Here is a 14863-nt window from a genome sequence, read left to right as displayed (position 1 = left end):
CCGGGGTGGTTCGGGTGTCGGGTTCGGCGCGTTCACCCGCGTACGTCGGCCCGCAGGCTGCGCCACACCTCGCGGGTGGCGGTCGAGCGGTTCAAGGTGATGAAGTGGATGCCCGGCACCCCCTCGGCGAGCAGCTTCGCGCACATCTCGCTGGCCTGCTCCACGCCGAGCCGGCGGACCGCCTCGGGGTCGTCGGCGATCCGTTCGAAGCGCTCGGCCAGCGCCCGCGGGAACGGCGCGCCGGACAGCTGCACCGATCGCTCGATGGTGCCGAAATGGGTGACCGGCATCACCCCGGCCAGGATCGGCGTCCGGCAGCCGGCGGCCGCCACCCGGTCGCGCAGCCGCAGGTAGTCGTCGGCGTCGAAGAACATCTGGGTGATCGCGAACTCGGCGCCGGCCCGGCACTTGCGGACGAAGTACGCCGTGTCGCTCTCGACGTCGGACGAGCGGGGGTGCTTGTACGGGAAGGCGGCCACCCCGACGCTGAAGTCGCCGGCATCCCGCACCAGCCGGACCAGGTCCTCCGCGTACCCCACGCCCTCGGGGTGCCGGACCCACTCGCCACCCGGGTCGCCCGGCGGGTCGCCCCGCACCGCCAGCACGTTGCGCACGCCGACGCCGGCCAGCCGGCCGATCACGTTGCGCAGCTCGGCGACCGAGTGGTTGACGGCGGTCAGGTGCGCCATCGGCAGCAGGGTGGTCTCGGTGGCGATCCGCTCGGTCACCGCGACCGTGGTGTCCCGGGTCGACCCGCCGGCGCCGTAGGTGATCGAGACGAACGAGGGCCGCAGCGACTCCAGCTCGCGGATCGACTGCCAGAGCAGCCGCTCGCCCTCCGGCGTCTTGGGCGGGAAGAACTCGAACGAGAACGTCGGCTGACGGTCGCGGATCAGCTCCCCGATCGCCGGCTGCGGATTGGGGAGGACGGAGGGAAGACCGAGCGCCACTCCCCGACTCTAGCGGGCGGGCCGCGCCGGACCCACGAGGTTCCCATCGGGCGATCGAGATCCGTCAGAGACGCCCCGGCCGGGTGCGCCGTCTCGTCGTACCCCCGGGGTAGGAATGGTTCGCGCGGTGGCGCCGGTCCTGGGCCGGCGCCCGGGGGCACGCGCGGGGGTCAGCACCGCTTCAGCGGCGCGCCGTCCCGTCCGGCCGGACGGTCGACGTCGCGTCGACTCCCCGACCGGAGGACCGATGACCCCGCCCGACCCCCACCTGCTCGGGCCGCTGATCGCCCAGGCGCGGCTGGCCCGTGGCTGGAGCCAGCAGCGGCTCGCCGCCGAGCTCTGCGCCGCGGCCGGCGTGCCGACCCTCACCCGGCACGAGGTGTCCCGCTGGGAGCGGCAGGCCCGGCTGCCGGGTGGGCGCTGGCTGGCCCGACTCGCCCCGGTGCTCGGCGTGCCGGCCGAGCTGCTCGCCCAGGCGGCAGCCCGCAGCCGACCCCCGGACGCGCCGCGCTGGCCCGGGGGCGCGCGCTCCCGGGCCGCGCTGCTGGCCCTGGCGCAGCGCTGGTCGGCCGACCCGGGCGCGCCGCTGCCGGGCGCGCCCGCCGCCGCCCGGCCGGACCCGACCGCCGCGGAGCCGGCCGAGGAGCCGGCGGCCGCCGGCCCGCCGGACGCCGCGGCGCTGGCCCGGCTGCGCCGCCTCGACGACCTGACCGGCGGGGCCGACCTCGTCCCGGCCGCGGCGGGCGGGCTGCGCCGGACGGCCCGGGCGCTGGCCGGCGCGGGCCCGGCGCGGCGGCGCCGGCTGCTGCCCGTGCTGGCCGAGACCGCCCAGCTGACCGGCTGGCTGCGCGCCGACGCGGGTGACCGCGCCGGCGCGCTGGACGCGTACCGCCTCGGGCTGCGGGCCGCCGCCACCGCCGGCGACCGGGCGTTCGCCGGGTACGTGCTGGCCTCGGCCAGCCACCTGCTGGCCGAGGCGGGCGACGCGGAGGGCGCGTTGCTGCTGGCCCGCGCCGGCCAGCTGGGCGCACGCCGGGCGGCCAGCCCGGGCCTACGGGCGCTGCTGCGGCACCGGGTGGCGCTGGCCACCGCGCTCGACGGGCGGCCGGCGGCCGGCCGGCGGGCCCTCGACGCGGCCCGCGGCGGGAACGCCGTCGCGGCGGGCGCCGAGCCGCCCTGGCTGTACTGGCTGGACGAGGCGGAGCTGGCCGCGATGACCGGTCGCGCCCTGGTCGCGCTGGGCCGGCCCGGCCCGGCGGTGCCGCTGCTGCACGCCGGCGCGGAGCGCGGCCGGCCGCGCCGGGCGGCGATCTACGGCGGCTGGCTGGCCCGTGCGCTGCTCCAGCTGGGCGAGGTGGAGCAGGCCTGCGCGGTGGCCGAGGAGGCGCTGCTGGACGCGGTCCGCGCCGGCTCCACCCGGGCCACCGCGTCGCTGGCCGGGCTGGACCGGCGGCTGGCCGCCCACCGCACCGAGCCGGCGGTACGCCGCTACGCCGCGCTGCGCGCCGACGCGCGCCCGTTCCTGCCGCCCGGGCCGGGCACACGCGGCCGGCCGACGCGGGCCGGGACCGCCGGCCCCGAGCGACGCGCCGACCAGGTGGTGGGACGCGGCAGGTGACGACCGGCTAGCGTCGGGGCGTGACCCACGCTGCCCCCGTCTCCCCCGTCGACCGCGCCGGCCTGCGTCAGCGGGTCGACAAGGCGCTGGCCGAGTTCCTGGCCAACCAACGCACCTGGATGGCCGGCGTCGACGACGCGCTGGCGCCGGTCGCCGAGGCGATCGAGGCGTTCGTGCTCGGTGGCGGCAAGCGGCTGCGCCCGGCCTTCGCGTACTGGGGGTTCCGGGGCGCCGGCGGGGTGGACGCCGACCAGGTGGTGACCGCCCTGGCGGCGCTGGAGTTCGTGCAGGCCAGCGCCCTGATCCACGACGACCTGATGGACCGGTCCGACACCCGGCGCGGCGAGCCGGCGGTGCACCGGCGATTCGCCGCCCGGCACCGGGCCGCCGGCTGGGTCGGCGACCCGGACGGATTCGGCGACGCCGCCGCGCTGCTGCTCGGCGACCTGTGCCTGGTCTGGTCGGACGAGCTGCTGCACTCGGCCGGGCTCGACCCGCGCACGGTGGCCCGGGCCCGGCCGGTCTTCGACGAGATGCGCGCCGAGGTCACCGTCGGGCAGTACCTCGACGTGCTGACCCAGGCCACCGGGGACGTCTCCATGGAGCGGGCCGGGAAGGTGGCCCGCTACAAGTCGGCGAAGTACACGGTGGAGCGTCCGCTGCTGCTCGGCGCCGCGCTCGCCGACGCGCCGGCCGACGTCCGGACGGCGTACTCGGCGTACGGGCTGCCGCTGGGCGAGGCGTTCCAGCTCCGGGACGACGTGCTGGGGGTCTTCGGCGACCCGGCGCAGACCGGCAAGCCGGCCGGCGACGACCTGCGCGAGGGCAAGCGCACCTACCTGGTCGCGGCGACCGTCGAGGCGACCGACGACGCCGGCCGGGAGCTGCTGCTGGGCGGACTGGGCGACCCGGACTTGGACCAGGCCGGGGTGGCCCGGCTGCGGGAGCTGATCAGCGGCTGTGGCGCGCTGGCCCGGACCGAGCAGCGCATCGTCACCCTCACCGATGCCGCCCTGGCCGCGCTCTCCGCCGTCGACCTGGACACCGAGGCCCGTCAGGCCCTGGTCGACCTGGCCATCGCCGCCACCCGGCGCACCGACTGACCGCCGCACCGAGGAGCTGCCGCCCGAGCCCGGCCCAGGACATTTGTCCCGGCGCACCGGGTATTCGCGGCTCTGCCCGCCGGACGGGCGCGCCCATAGCGTCGTCGGCATGGATGACAGCGCGGTACGTCTCACCCGGGTCAGCCGGCGGTTCGGATCCGTACGGGCCGTCGACGACCTCGACCTGACCATCGAGCGGGGCAGCGTGGTGGCCCTGCTCGGACCCAACGGCGCCGGCAAGACCACCGCGATCTCGCTGCTGCTCGGCCTGGCCCGGCCCGACACCGGTGCGGTGGCGCTGTTCGGCGGCGCCCCCGCCGAGGCGGTGCGCGCCGGCCGGGTCGGCGCGATGCTGCAGGAGGGCGCCTTCGTTCCCGGCGCCACCGTCCGCGACGTGATCGCGCTGGCCCGGGCGCTCTACCCGCGCCCACTGGACACCGACCGGATCCTCACGGTCGCGCGGCTCACCGGCCTCGCCGGCCGGCGGCTCGACCGACTCTCCGGCGGCGAGGCACAGCGGGCCCGGTTCGCGTTCGCCCTGGCCGGCGGCCCCGAGCTGCTGGTGCTCGACGAGCCGGCCGCCGCTCTGGACGTCGCCGCCCGGCAGACGTTCTGGACCACGATCCGCGAGTACGCGGCCGGCGGCCGGACCGTCCTGTTCAGCACCCACCAGCTGCACGAGGCGGACGAGTACGCCGACCGGATCGTGGTGCTCACCGCCGGTCGCGTGGTGGCCGACGGGACGCCCGCGCAGATCCGCGCCCGGGCCGGCGTGCGGGACGGGGTCTCCCTCGACAAGGCCTTCCTCGCCCTGACCACCGAGATGGAGCACTGATGCGCCCCTACCTGCGATTCGAACTGCGCCGGCTCGTCCGCGACCCGCGGCTGATGTTCTTCTCGATCATCGGACCCGTCGCGACGTACCTGGTCTTCTCGGGGTGGTCCGCCGGTGACCGCCTGGAAGGTCTCCCCGCGCCGGTCGCGGTCATGATCGGTCTGGCCGCCTACGGTGCGGTGGCGGGTGTGCTCATGGTCGGCTCGGCGGTGTCGCAGGAGCGCGCGGTCGGCTGGCTGCACCAACTCCGGGTGACCCCCCTGCCACCCGCCCGGGTGGTGGCCGCGAAGGCGCTGGTCGGCAGCCTCACCGCGGTCCCGCCGGTGCTCGCCGTAGGTGTCGCCGCCTCGGTCCAGCACCACGTCCAGTTGTCGGCCGGCCGATGGATCGCGCTGCTGCTGCTGATGTGGGCCGGTACCGTGCCGTTCGCCCTGCTCGGCCTCGCCATCGGATATGCCCTGGCCCCGCAGCTCGCCGTGCCGGTCAACTTCCTGGTCTTCCTCGTCCTGTCGGTGCTAGGCGGCCTGCTGGCACCCGCCGCGTACTTCCCGGAGACGCTGCGCGAGCTTGCCCACGGTCTGCCGACCTACCGGTACGCCGAACTGGGCTGGCGCTCCGCCGCCGGGCAACCACCGAGCATCGCCGGGCTGGCCGTGCTGGCGGCCTGGACCGCGCTCTTGGCCGCGCTCGCGACCTGGGCCTACCGGCGGTCCACGGCGCGACGCTGACGGTCGATACGGTGGCGACCATGTCCGGTGACCGGAGCAGGCGGCGGCGCGGGTTCCTGCTGGTGGCGGCGCACACCGCCTGGCTGTGGCTGCTGCTGCCGGCCGCCCGTGCGGCGGCGCGGGAGCCGGTGGCCGCAGCCGGGCTGGCCGTCTTCGTGCTGCTGTACCTGACGCTGGTAGCGGTGCCCGTCGCTGACCTACCGGTCTCGCCGACGCTGCACCACGTGGGTCTGGCCCTGCACGCCCTGCTCGGGGTGACGCTCGCGGCCGCCTACGCCGGGGCGTCGGACGGCTGGCTGACCGTCCTGCTGTACGTGTGCTCCGCCGGTGCGGTCGGGTTGACCCGCCCCGCTCAGGCGTTCGCCTGGACCGGCGCCAGCGCCGTCGCCGTCCTGGTGATCGGCGCCGCGCATCGGCTGCCGGCCGGGGACATCACCCCCACCGCCCTGATCACGGCACTCGCCGGCGTGTCGACCATCGCCTTCGTCCGGATGGCCCGCCTCGTCGAGGAACTCCGCCGCACCCAGCAGGAGTTGGCCCGGACGGTCGTCGAGCGGGAACGGCTGCGCTTCGCCCAGGACCTGCACGATCTGCTCGGTCACACGCTCTCGTTGATCGTCGTTAAGGCGGAGGTGGCGCGCCGCCTCGCCGCGGCGGAACCGGCCCGGGCGGCGGCGGAGGCGGCCGACATCGAGCGGATCGGTCGCACCGCGCTCGCCGAGGTGCGCGAGGCCGTCACCGGGTACCGCGATCACGGATTCGGCCGGGAGCTGACGAACGCCCGCGTCGTCCTCGCCGACGTCGGCATCACGGTCACCGTGCGCGACGACGAACGTCCGCTGAGCGTCGAGGCCGACGACGCCTTCCGCTGGGTGCTGCGGGAGGGGGTGACCAACGTGCTGCGGCACAGCGGTGCTACCCGCTGCGAGATCACGGTCACCAGCGACCCGGCGGGAGCCGTGCTGACCGTCCGGGACAACGGTGTCGGCGGTCGTCCCGCACCCGGCAACGGCCTGCGCGGCCTCGCCGAACGGCTGGAGCAGGCCGGCGGCTGCCTCGGGGTCGGCCCGGCACCCGGCGGTGGCCTCGAGCTGACCGCCCGCCTTCCGGCCCCGGTGGCGGCATGATCCGGCTGCTGCTCGCCGAGGACCAGGGCATGATGCGCGGCGCGCTGGCCCTGCTGCTGAACCTGGAGCCCGACTTCGAGGTGGTGGCCGAGGCGGGCACCGCAGCCGAGGCGCTCGCCGCCGCCCTGCGTAGCCACCCCGACGTCGCCCTGCTCGACATCGAGCTGCCCGACGGCAGCGGTCTCGACACGGCCGCCGAGCTGCGGGACCGACTACCCGGATGCCGGGTGCTGATCCTCACCACGTTCGGCCGGCCCGGCTACCTGCGCCGGGCCATGGAGGCGGGAGCAGCCGGCTTCCTGGTCAAGGACGGCCCGGTCGAGGATCTGGCGGTGGCCGTCCGCCGCGTCCTCACCGGTGAGCGGGTGATCGACCCGGCCCTCGCCGCGGCGGCGTTGTCGGCCGGCCCCAACCCGCTCACCGACCGCGAGCGCACCGTGCTCGCGGCCGGTACGGACGGCGCCACGGTGGCCGACATCGCCGCCCGCCTGCACCTGTCCGAGAGCACCGTCCGCAACTACCTGTCGTCCGCGATCGGCAAGACCGGCACCCGTAACCGCATCGAGGCGGCGCACCGGGCCCGGTCCCAGGGCTGGATCTAGAAGCCGAGGGCCTGGGCGCGGCGCTTGACCTCGCGGGCGTGGTCGCCGCCGAGGGTACGGGCCGGGGTGCCACCGGAGAGGGTGTCGTCGGGCTGGTAGAGCCAGCGCAGCGCCGCCTCGTCGTCGTAACCCGCGTCGGTGAGCAGGGTCAGCACGCCGGGCAGGTGCTTGAGCACGATCTTGTTGGCCACCAGGTCGGCCGGGATCCGGCGGACGCCGTCGCGGCGCACGGCGAGCAGCTCGCGGTCGCGGATCATCTGGTGCACCTTGCTGATCGACACGTCGAGCCGCTCGGCCACCTCGGGCAGGGTGAGCCAGGCGGCCGGGTCGGCCGGGCCGGCGGGGGCGACGGCGGGATCGGTGCCGGGAGCCTGGTCGGCGAAGGAATCGGTCACCCGACCACCCTGCCACGTCCGCCCGAACGGGTGCGGCGGCACCCCCGGTGGCCTGCGTGAGCGCGGCGGGAACCCGCGGATCGCACCCCGCCTGTAGCATCCTGTGCAGCCTTCACCCTCCGGACACATAGACTGCCTGCCGATGGACACACAGGTCGCCGACACGTTGCTGGGCTCGCTGCTCGACGGGCGCTACCGCATTCGCGGGCGCGTCGCCCGTGGCGGCATGGCGACCGTGTACACCGCCACCGACGAGCGCCTGGAGCGCACCGTGGCGGTCAAGATCATTCACCCGACCCAGGCACCCGAGGCGCGGGCCCGGATGGCCGGCTTCGTGGCGCGGTTCACCGACGAGGCGAAGACCATCGCCCGGTTGACCCACCCCAACGTGGTCGCCGTCTACGACCAGGGCACCCACGACGGCCTGCCGTACCTGGTGATGGAGTACGTCCGCGGCCGCACGCTGCGGGACGTGCTGGCCGAGCGCCGCCGGCTCAACCCGGACGAGGCGCTCGCGATCATGGAGCAGATGCTCGCCGCGATCGGCGCCGCGCACCGGGCCGGCCTGGTCCACCGGGACGTCAAGCCGGAGAACGTGCTGGTCGCCGAGGCGCCCACCGGCGGGGTGGCCAACCTGGTCGACAGCGTGGTCAAGGTGGCCGACTTCGGGTTGGCCCGGGCGGTCGAGGCGAGCGCCGAGGACGCCGACGGCAACCAGCTGATGGCCACCGTGGCGTACGTGGCGCCGGAGCTGGTCACCGACGGCCGGGCGGATCCGCGCACCGACGTCTACTCGGCCGGGATCGTGCTGTTCGAGATGCTCACCGGCCGCGTCCCGTACGACGGTGACCGGCCGGTGGACGTCGCCTGGCAGCACGTCGACCGGGACGTACCGGCCCCGTCGACCCTGGTGCCCGGCCTGCCCCGGGCGGTCGACGAGCTGGTCCGCCGGGCCACCCGGCGCGATCCGGGCGCCCGGCCGGTCGACGCCGGCGCCCTGCTCGCCGAGGTGCAGGCGGCCCGGGAGGAGCTGGGCAACCCGAACGCGCACACCGCCGTGCTGGGCCGGGTCACCGACCAGCCGGTGGCGCAGCCCACCATGGCGGTGGCGGCGGTCAGCCCGGCCGAGCGCCCGGCGTGGGCGCGGCTTCCGGAGGGGCAGCCGCAGCCGGCCCGCCGCCGGCGGGCCGGCGCGGATGGCGGGCCGGCCGGCCTGGCCGCGCTGCGGGACCGGGTGCTGGGCACCCCCCGGGGCCGACTGTCGCTGGCCGCGGCGGTGGTGGTGCTCGGCCTGCTCGCGGCGGTGGGCGGCTGGTGGGTCGGGGTGGGCCGCTACACGGTCGCCCCGGAGCTGGTCAGCCTGAGCAAGGAGCAGGCACAGACGCAGGCCGACCGGGCCGGCTTCGTGCTCGACTTCGCCGAGCCGCGGTACGACGAGAAGGTCCCCCGCGACAACGTGGTCGCCCAGGACCCGCCGTCGGCGGCGCGGATCGTCAAGGGCGGCACCATCACCCTCACCCTGTCGCTCGGCCCCGAGCGTTTCCCGGTGCCGGACGTGGTGGGCAAGGAGTTCGACCTGGCCGAGGCGGACCTGACCGGCGCGAAGCTGGTGGTGGTCAAGGGCGCGCCCCGCTACGACGACACCCTGCCCACCGGCGTGGTGGTGGAGACCAGTCCGAAGGCCGGCACCCAGGCGCGGCCCGGCACCAGGGTCACCGTCGTGCTCAGCAAGGGGCGGGCGCCGATCTCGGTGCCGAGCCTGGTCGGCAAGAACGTCAACGAGGCGCGGGCGGCGCTGGCGCAGCTCGGGCTGCAGCCGGTGGAGACGTACAAGGACTCCGACAAGCCCAAGGACGAGGTGCTTGGCCAGAGCCCGGCCGACGGCGCCGGGGTGGAGAAGGGCGCCCAGGTCAAGCTGGACCTCAGCAAGGGGCCGCCCGGCGTGGTGGTGCCCCGGGTGATCGACCTGCCCTGCCCGCAGGCCCAGCAGCAGTTGCAGGCGCTGGGCTTCCCGGTGACCGTGCAGTTCAACCCGAACGGCGTCGTCCGGTTCCAGAACCCGGGCGAGAACTCGCAGGTGCCGCCGGCCACCCCGGTGACGCTGGGGTGCCTGTGATCGCGCCGGCGGTCGTCCGGCCGGTCGGCTCGCACACCCGGACGGCGGGCGGGCTGGCGAAGGCGGCGCTGCCGTACCTCGACGCGACCGGCTCGCGGGTGGTGCAGGTCTACGTGTCGAACTCCCGCGGCTGGGCGTTGCCCGCCGGTGACCCACGCCAGGACGTGCTGTTCCGGGACGGTTGCGCCGAGCGGGAGGTGCCGGTCTTCATCCACGCCTCGCTGCTGGTCAACCTGGGCTCCCCCACCGCGGCGACGGTCGAGCGGTCCGCCGCGACCCTCGCGCACGGGCTGCGCCGGGGTCGGGAGATCGGCGCTCGCGGCGTGGTGTTCCACGCCGGCAGCGCGGTCGACGCGGGGCACGCCGACGCGGCCCTCCGGCAGGTACGCGAGGCGCTGCTGCCGCTGCTGGACGAGACGCTCGCGGCGGGCGGGCCGATGTTGCTGGTCGAGCCGAGCGCGGGCGGGGGCCGGTCGCTGGCCTCCCGGGTCGAGCAGCTCGGCCCGTACCTCGACGCGGTGGACCGGCACCCGGCGCTGGGGGTCTGCTTCGACACCTGCCACGCCTGGGCGGCCGGCCACGACCTGGCCGCCGAGGGCGGCATGACCGCGACGCTGGACACGCTGGTGGCCACCATCGGGGCGGACAGGCTGCGCCTGGTGCACGCGAACGACTCGAAGGACCTGTGCGGTTCCACCCGGGACCGGCACGAGAACATCGGCAAGGGCAGCATCGGCGAGCCCGCGTTCGCCGAGCTGATGACGCACCCCGCCACCGCGGGCGTCCCGATCGTGGTGGAGACCCCCTCCGAGCAGCACGCGGGCCACGCCGCCGACATCGCCACCCTCAACCGCCTCCACGGCTGATCCCACCCCCGCCCGGGGCCTCGGCCCACCCCTGTGTCGACCAAGAAGTTCGCGCACTCCGGAGCGTCGGCTCGGTGCGCAAACTTCTTGATCAACGCGGGCAGGCGGGAGGGTGGGCGGTTGGGGTGGTGGTCAGGTGCGCAGGAGGTGGGGGAGGGTTTCGGCGGCGCGGGTGACCGCGTCGTCGGAGAGGTCCAGGTGGGTGACCAGGCGGGCGGTGCGGGGGCCGAGCACCGAGATCAGCACGCCCTGCTCGCGGGCCGCGGCCGCCAGGGCGCGGGCGTCGCGCGGGTGCTTGGTGAGGTCCAGCGGGACGATGTTGGTCCGCACCGGGCCGGCGAGCACCCCGAACGGCGCCACGGCCTCGGCCAGCCGGGCCGCCTTGGCGTGGTCCTCGGCGAGCCGCTCGACGTGGTGGGCGAGGGCGTACCGGCCGGCCGCGGCGAGCACGCCGACCTGGCGCATGCCGCCGCCCATCCGCTTGCGCAGGAACCGGGCCCGCTCGATCTTCTCCGCGCTGCCCACGACCAGCGAGCCGACCGGCGCGCCGAGGCCCTTGGAGAGGCAGACCGACAGCGTGTCGAACAGCCGCCCGTACTGGGCCAGCGGCACCCCGTCGGTGACGTGCGCGTGCCAGATCCGGGCGCCGTCGCAGTGCAGCGCCAACCCGTTGTCGTCGGCGACCCGACGCAGCTCGCGCAGGGTCGGCAGCGGGATCACCCCGCCGCCGCCCCGGTTGTGGGTCTGTTCGACGGCGATCGCCCGGGTCGGCACCGCGAAGTAGCCGTCCGGGCGGACCATGCCGGCGACCACCTCCGGGTCGACGTCCGCGCCGACCGCCGGCCAGGTCCGCGAGGAGATCCCGCCGTACGCGGCCGCCGCCCCGATCTCGTACGTGACCACGTGCGCGTCGGCGTCGCAGAGCAGCTCCTCGCCCGGGGGCACCACCAGCTGGAGGGCGATCTGGTTGGCCATCGAGCCGGTCGGCGCGAACAGCGCCGCCTCGTGCCCGAAGAGCGCGGCCACCTCCGCCTCAAGGGCGGTGACGGTCGGGTCCTCGCCGTAGACGTCGTCGCCGACCTCGGCGGTCGCCATCGCCTCGCGCATCCCGGCGGTGGGCCGGGTCACCGTGTCGGACCGCAGGTCGATCAGATCGTCAGGCACCGTCACTCCCCTTTACAAGCTCACCTCGGTCACCAGAACCAGCGTCAGCCACGGAGCCTGCTTCGGCTGCCGACTGCGGGGCTCGCAAAACCGGCTCGCTCCTCGCGTCAGCCACGGAGCCCTCTTCGGCTGCCGACTGCGGGGCTCGCAAAACCGGCTCGCTCCTCGCGTCAGCCACGGAGCCTGCTTCGGCTGCCGACTGCGGGGCTCGCAAAACCGGCTCACTCCTCGCGTCAGCCACGGAGCCCTCTTCGGCTGCCGACTGCGGGGCTCGCAAAACCGGCTCGCTCCTCGCGTCAGCCACGGAGCATCTCCGCGACGAGAAAGGCCAGCTCCAGCGACTGCTGGGTGTTCAGTCGCGGGTCGCAGGCGGTCTCGTACCGGTCGGGCAGATCCAGGTCCTCGATGCCCTGGGCGCCGCCCAGGCACTCGGTGACGTCCTCGCCGGTCAGCTCGACGTGAATGCCGCCCGGGTGGGTCTCCAGGCCGCGGTGCACCTCGAAGTAGCCGAGCACCTCGTCGACGATCCGGTCGAAGTGCCGGGTCTTGTAGCCGTTGGAGGACTCGTGGGTGTTGCCGTGCATCGGGTCGCACTGCCAGACCACCTTCGCGCCGGCCGCGGTGACCTTGGCGACGATCGGCGGCAGCGCCTCCCGGACCCGGTGGTTGCCCATCCGGCTGATCAGGGTGAGCCGGCCGGGGACGTTCTCCGGGTTGAGCTTCTCGCAGAGCTCGATCGCCTCGTCCGGGGTGGTGGTCGGGCCGAGCTTGACGCCGATCGGGTTGGCGATCCGGGAGATGAAGTCGATGTGCGCCCCGTCGATCTGCCGGGTCCGCTCGCCGATCCACAGGAAGTGCCCGGACAGCCCGTACGCCCGGTTCGCGGAGACCCGGGTGAGCGCCCGGTCGTACTCCAGCGCCAGCGCCTCGTGTGAGCAGTAGAGGGTGACCGTGCGCAGCGCCTCCTCCTCGGTCATCCCGCAGGCCCGGATGAACGCCAGCGCCCGGTCGATCTCCCGGGCGATCGCCTCGTAGCGCTCGCCGGCCGGGGAGTTCTTGACGAAGCCCTTGTTCCAGTCGTGCACCGCGTGCAGGTCGGCCAGACCCCCACCGAGGTACGCCCGGAGCATGTTCATCGCGGCGGCCGAGTTCGCGTACGCCCGGATCATGCGCTGCGGGTCGGCGGCCCGCGCCTCCGGCGTGGCCTCCAGCCCGTTGATCATGTCTCCTCGGTACGCGGGCAGCCCGCGCGCGTCGGTGGGCAGCGACCGGGGCTTGGTGTACTGGCCGGCGACCCGGGCCACCTTGACCACCGGCAGCGAGGCGCCGTAGGTCAGCACGATCGCCATCTGGAGCAGCGTGCGGGCGTTGGCCAGCAGGTGGCTCTCGGTGTTGTCGGCGAAGGTCTCGGCGCAGTCGCCGCCCTGGAGCAGGAACGCCCGACCCTCGCAGACCAGCGCGAGCTTCTGCCGGAGCTGGTCCACCTCGTAGGGGGCGACCACCGACGGGACGGTGTCCAGCACCTTGCAGACCTCGGCGACCTGGTTCTGGTCCGACCACGGCGGGGTCTGCTCGCGGGGCAGCTCACGCCACCGGTCCAGGCCCAGGGCGGCGTCCTCGGCAGAGTCGACGGTGGGCCGGCTGGTCTGCAGCCCGGGGCTGCTCACGGCGGGATGGCTCAGCTGGTGCCACTCATGGCGCATGACAGGAAGCGTACGGCGACGGCCGGGTCGGACCGGCGGCGAGGGGGCGGGTTCCGGTAGATGGGAGTCAGGGGGTGGCGGTGGGCGAGGGCCGGTGACCGCCGGGCGTTTCACCTGAGATGCACCAGTCGGCGCCGCCCCGGGTCACCGTGAACAGCAGCGGCCGGACGACGTCCTTCGCCCCCACCGACACGGTGATCGACGTGCTGACCTCCTGGCCACGCGGGCCGGTGCGGACGTCGGTGATCGCGGTCCTCGACACCTCGAAGTGATCGGCGAAGTCGCCGTTCGGGCCGGTCGCGGCCGCGGCGAAGGCCTCGTGCATGGGCGCGCACAGCTGACTACGGCCGGCGTCGACGTCCTTGGCGGTCATCGCGTCGAGGTAGGCCTGCACCCGCTCCCGGGCCTTGCCGGCGGCCTCCTCCGCGGGAGCCCGCGGCGTCGCGGCGGTGGCGCCGCCCTGCCCGTCGTCGCCGCCGATGCCGCAGCCGAGCAGGGCGAGCGGCAGGAACGCGACGGCGGCCACGCCGCCGGCCCGGCTGCGATGCCTGGCGCCCATCGGTCCTCCGCTGCGGGTGCGATCCGGACAGTTGTCGAGCGGCGAGTCTTCCACATCGACGCTCTTGCATGTCACGCCGCAGTGGTCGAGACTTTTAGTTAAGACTGTTTACTGTAAGGAGGAGCGATGGAACGACGACGACGCCGGGCGCTGACCGCCGCGCTGGTCGGGGGCGGCCCGGTGCTGGCCGCGCTGGCACTGGTCGGCACCGCCGGGGCACACGGCTCGATGCAGTCCCCGGTCAGCCGCCCGTACGGCTGCTTCCTGGAGGGTCCGGAGTCACCGGACTCGGCCGCCTGCCGGGCCGCGGTCGCGGCGGGCGGCACCCAGGCGCTCTACGACTGGAACGAGGTCAACATCGCCGACGCCGCCGGCCGCCACCGGCAGCTCATCCCGGACGGCCGGCTGTGCAGCGCCAACCGGGACAAGTACCGCGGCCTCGACCTGGCCCGGGCCGACTGGCCGGCCACCGCGCTGCCCTCCGGCGGCAGCTGGACCTTCGCCTACCGGGCGACCGCGCCGCACCGCGGCACCTTCGAGCTCTACGTCACCCGACCCGGGTACGACCCGACGCAGCCACTGCGCTGGGCCGACCTGGAGCTGTTCCACACCGCCACCGACCCGGCGCTGACCGATGGGGCGTACCGGATGACGGCCCGGCTGCCGCAGCGCTCCGGGCGGCACCTGGTCTACTCGATCTGGCAGCGCTCGGACAGTCCGGAGGCGTTCTACACCTGCTCGGACGTCACCTTCGGTGACACCACCCCACCGAGCACCACGCCCCCGCCGACCAGCACGCCCCCGGCCACGACGCCGCCGCCCACCACCACGCCGGCACCGACCACCGCCCCGCCGAGCAGCACTCCGGCGCCGACCGGGGCACCGGCCTGGCAGCCGGGTACGGCGTACCCGCTGGGCACCCTGGTCTCCTACGCGGACCGCACCTGGCGGTGCCGCCAGTCGCACACCTCGCTGCCCGGCTGGGAGCCCCCGAACGTGCCCGCCCTCTGGCTCCCCGCCTGACAGTCGGCCCGACCCGATCACGATCCACACAACTTCCTGGAAGTAGTGGCCTCACGCTTCGACGGAGGCCACTA

Annotated in this window: 14 protein-coding genes; 9 read left to right on the top strand and 5 right to left on the bottom strand. The window is 75.1% G+C overall.

From position 1 onward, the window contains the following. Positions 1–32: 32 nt before the first annotated feature. Positions 33–950, bottom strand: a complete 918-nt coding sequence (metF, locus tag ACFY3U_RS05400) for a methylenetetrahydrofolate reductase [NAD(P)H] (protein ID WP_387195243.1) — start codon at positions 948–950, stop codon at positions 33–35. A gap of 247 nt (positions 951–1197) precedes the next feature. Here metF and ACFY3U_RS05395 point away from each other — a divergent pair, with 247 nt between their 5' ends. The 6 genes from ACFY3U_RS05395 (at position 1198) to ACFY3U_RS05370 (ending at position 6963) form a co-directional block, all read left to right on the top strand. Then, the gene (locus ACFY3U_RS05395; protein WP_387195240.1) at positions 1198–2568 is read left to right on the top strand and encodes a transcriptional regulator; all 1371 of its coding nucleotides are present in this window, start codon (positions 1198–1200) and stop codon (positions 2566–2568) included. 20 nt (positions 2569–2588) lie between these two features. Beyond that, positions 2589–3671: a polyprenyl synthetase family protein gene (locus ACFY3U_RS05390; RefSeq protein ID WP_387195237.1), complete on the top strand. Its 1083-nt coding sequence runs from the start codon at positions 2589–2591 to the stop codon at positions 3669–3671. 109 nt (positions 3672–3780) lie between these two features. Next, complete coding sequence (locus tag ACFY3U_RS05385) at positions 3781–4506, top strand: ABC transporter ATP-binding protein (RefSeq protein WP_387195235.1); 726 nt, start codon at positions 3781–3783, stop codon at positions 4504–4506. Next, entirely contained in the window at positions 4506–5234 is a 729-nt protein-coding gene (locus ACFY3U_RS05380) for an ABC transporter permease (protein ID WP_387195233.1), read from the top strand. Before ACFY3U_RS05385 ends, ACFY3U_RS05380 begins: the two co-directional genes overlap by 1 nt. A gap of 20 nt (positions 5235–5254) precedes the next feature. Next, positions 5255–6361, top strand: coding sequence for a sensor histidine kinase (locus ACFY3U_RS05375; protein WP_387195230.1), 1107 nt, complete (start codon positions 5255–5257; stop codon positions 6359–6361). Then, positions 6358–6963, top strand: coding sequence for a DNA-binding response regulator (locus ACFY3U_RS05370; RefSeq protein WP_387195227.1), 606 nt, complete (start codon positions 6358–6360; stop codon positions 6961–6963). Before ACFY3U_RS05375 ends, ACFY3U_RS05370 begins: the two co-directional genes overlap by 4 nt. Here ACFY3U_RS05370 and ACFY3U_RS05365 read toward each other — a convergent pair. Further along, entirely contained in the window at positions 6960–7358 is a 399-nt protein-coding gene (locus ACFY3U_RS05365) for an Rv2175c family DNA-binding protein (protein ID WP_387195224.1), read from the bottom strand. The genes ACFY3U_RS05370 and ACFY3U_RS05365 overlap by 4 nt on opposite strands. Before the next feature lie 142 nt (positions 7359–7500). Between ACFY3U_RS05365 and pknB the strand changes: the two genes are divergently transcribed. Both pknB and ACFY3U_RS05355 read left to right on the top strand, forming a co-directional pair. After that, positions 7501–9474: a Stk1 family PASTA domain-containing Ser/Thr kinase gene (gene pknB, locus ACFY3U_RS05360; RefSeq protein WP_387195221.1), complete on the top strand. Its 1974-nt coding sequence runs from the start codon at positions 7501–7503 to the stop codon at positions 9472–9474. Beyond that, positions 9471–10340 (top strand): deoxyribonuclease IV, encoded by an 870-nt coding sequence (locus ACFY3U_RS05355; RefSeq protein WP_387195969.1) that lies wholly within the window; start codon positions 9471–9473, stop codon positions 10338–10340. The genes pknB and ACFY3U_RS05355 overlap by 4 nt, the downstream gene beginning before the upstream one ends. 132 nt (positions 10341–10472) lie before the next feature. Here ACFY3U_RS05355 and ACFY3U_RS05350 read toward each other — a convergent pair whose 3' ends face one another. The 3 genes from ACFY3U_RS05350 to ACFY3U_RS05340 all read right to left on the bottom strand — a co-directional run bounded on the left by ACFY3U_RS05350 (position 10473) and on the right by ACFY3U_RS05340 (position 13766). After that, complete coding sequence (locus tag ACFY3U_RS05350) at positions 10473–11504, bottom strand: threonine aldolase family protein (protein ID WP_387195218.1); 1032 nt, start codon at positions 11502–11504, stop codon at positions 10473–10475. Between the two features lie 296 nt (positions 11505–11800). Next, complete coding sequence (locus ACFY3U_RS05345) at positions 11801–13207, bottom strand: class II 3-deoxy-7-phosphoheptulonate synthase (RefSeq protein ID WP_387195215.1); 1407 nt, start codon at positions 13205–13207, stop codon at positions 11801–11803. A gap of 67 nt (positions 13208–13274) precedes the next feature. Further along, a complete protein-coding gene (locus ACFY3U_RS05340) occupies positions 13275–13766 on the bottom strand; it encodes a hypothetical protein (RefSeq protein ID WP_387195212.1) in 492 nt (163 codons plus the stop codon). A 126-nt stretch (positions 13767–13892) separates the two neighbouring features. On the opposite strand from ACFY3U_RS05340, the gene ACFY3U_RS05335 reads away from it, so the two are divergent. Further along, positions 13893–14789, top strand: a complete 897-nt coding sequence (locus ACFY3U_RS05335) for a lytic polysaccharide monooxygenase (RefSeq protein WP_387195209.1) — start codon at positions 13893–13895, stop codon at positions 14787–14789. Positions 14790–14863 lie beyond the last annotated feature (74 nt).

The sequence above is a fragment of the Micromonospora sp. NPDC000089 genome, assembly GCF_042899365.1.
Taxonomy (GTDB): domain Bacteria; phylum Actinomycetota; class Actinomycetes; order Mycobacteriales; family Micromonosporaceae; genus Micromonospora.
This window is presented reverse-complemented; position numbering and strand designations above follow the sequence as displayed.

Excerpts from the sequence above, each read along its gene's own strand:
- ACFY3U_RS05395 (WP_387195240.1), top strand. The coding sequence starts at position 1,198 with ATGACCCCGCCCGACCCCCACCTGCTCGGGCCGCTGATCGCCCAGGCG.
- ACFY3U_RS05385 (WP_387195235.1), top strand. The coding sequence starts at position 3,781 with ATGGATGACAGCGCGGTACGTCTCACCCGGGTCAGCCGGCGGTTCGGA.
- ACFY3U_RS05380 (WP_387195233.1), top strand. The coding sequence starts at position 4,506 with ATGCGCCCCTACCTGCGATTCGAACTGCGCCGGCTCGTCCGCGACCCG.
- ACFY3U_RS05375 (WP_387195230.1), top strand. The coding sequence starts at position 5,255 with ATGTCCGGTGACCGGAGCAGGCGGCGGCGCGGGTTCCTGCTGGTGGCG.
- ACFY3U_RS05370 (WP_387195227.1), top strand. The coding sequence starts at position 6,358 with ATGATCCGGCTGCTGCTCGCCGAGGACCAGGGCATGATGCGCGGCGCG.
- pknB (WP_387195221.1), top strand. The coding sequence starts at position 7,501 with ATGGACACACAGGTCGCCGACACGTTGCTGGGCTCGCTGCTCGACGGG.
- ACFY3U_RS05345 (WP_387195215.1), bottom strand. The coding sequence starts at position 13,207 with ATGCGCCATGAGTGGCACCAGCTGAGCCATCCCGCCGTGAGCAGCCCC.
- ACFY3U_RS05340 (WP_387195212.1), bottom strand. The coding sequence starts at position 13,766 with ATGGGCGCCAGGCATCGCAGCCGGGCCGGCGGCGTGGCCGCCGTCGCG.
- ACFY3U_RS05335 (WP_387195209.1), top strand. The coding sequence starts at position 13,893 with ATGGAACGACGACGACGCCGGGCGCTGACCGCCGCGCTGGTCGGGGGC.